The organism is Pseudomonas sp. P5_B2 (assembly GCF_056400445.1).
On sequence record NZ_JBFULH010000981.1, the window covers coordinates 1 to 1,207 of the forward strand.

Below are 1,207 nucleotides of genomic sequence, written 5' to 3' on the forward strand. Positions count from 1 at the left end.
GTAAAAAGCCTATCGAGTTGGCGTCGGGCGAAGTGCGTAAATTCCTGGAAGACGGCGACGAAATCATCTTGCGTGCCCGTTGCAGCCGCGAGGGTTTTGCTTCCATCGGCTTTGGTGAATGCCGCGGCAAAGTACTGCCGGCGCGTTAAGAGGATTGGGTGATGGAACTCTATACCTACTACCGTTCGACCTCGTCTTATCGGGTGCGTATCGCGTTGGCGCTCAAGGGCCTGGATTATCAGGCCTTGCCGGTCAACCTGATTGCACCGCCAGGTGGCGAACATCGACAGTCGGCGTACTTGGGCATCAACCCGCAAGGGCGGGTCCCGGCCTTGCGCACGGATGAAGGCGATCTGTTGATTCAGTCACCCGCGATCATCGAGTACCTGGAAGAACGTTATCCACAGGTGCCGCTGCTCTCCAAAGACTTCGTTGCCCGCGCCCGTGAGCGCGGTGTGGCGGCGGTGATCGGTTGCGATGTGCATCCGCTGCACAACGTCAGCGTGCTCAACAGGCTGCGTCAGCTGGGCCATGACGAACCGCAAGTGGTGGAGTGGATCGGGCACTGGATCAGCCAAGGGCTGGCGACGGTGGAGCAGTTGATCGGGGAAGTAGGTTATTGCTTTGGCGACGAACCGGGATTGGCGGATGTCTACCTGATCCCGCAGCTGTACGCGGCGGAGCGATTCAACATTACTCTCGAAACGTATCCACGGATTCGCCAAGTAGCGGCACTGGCAGCCACGCATCCTGCGTTCATCAAGGCCCACCCGGCCAACCAGCCAGACACCCCTTAACGCCTCACCCCGATCAAAATGTGGGAGCGGGCTTGCTCGCGAAGGCGTCGTGTCAGTCGACATCTACGTTGACTGACACACCGCTTTCACGAGCAAGCTCGCTCCCACAGGGGATCTGCGATCAATGGACGATTGCGTTGGGCGGCAAGTGCCCCAGGCGTTCCGTCAGGCGAATCCGCTGGATCGGGTCGTCGCTGAGCAACAGCGCATGCTCCAGGTCGAAGCGTTCGGCATTCGGGCAGTCCAGTCGTTGATAGAGGCTGGCCCTGGCCAGGTAATCGGCGGCGTTGGCGTTGCCCAGTTCCAGCACACGTTCGGCGTCGACCAGGGCGCCGATGTAGTCATCGTGGGAGAGGTGCAGTTGACGCAGGTTTCGCGACAGGCGTTGCAGCATCTGCACTGGTTCAGCC

Annotated in this window: 1 protein-coding gene and 2 pseudogenes; 2 read left to right on the forward strand and 1 reads right to left on the reverse strand. The window is 60.3% G+C overall.

Annotated features, from left to right (window positions below; all coding sequences use genetic code 11):
* Positions 1–149: pseudogene (locus AC1DRJ_RS28495) on the forward strand (fumarylacetoacetase); the annotation flags it as partial.
* A gap of 12 nt (positions 150–161) precedes the next feature.
* A complete protein-coding gene (gene maiA / locus AC1DRJ_RS28500; RefSeq protein ID WP_477805083.1) occupies positions 162–797 on the forward strand; it encodes a maleylacetoacetate isomerase in 636 nt (211 codons plus the stop codon).
* A gap of 121 nt (positions 798–918) precedes the next feature.
* Here the strand turns inward: maiA and AC1DRJ_RS28505 are convergent.
* Positions 919–1,207, reverse strand: a pseudogene (locus AC1DRJ_RS28505) (hypothetical protein); the annotation flags it as partial.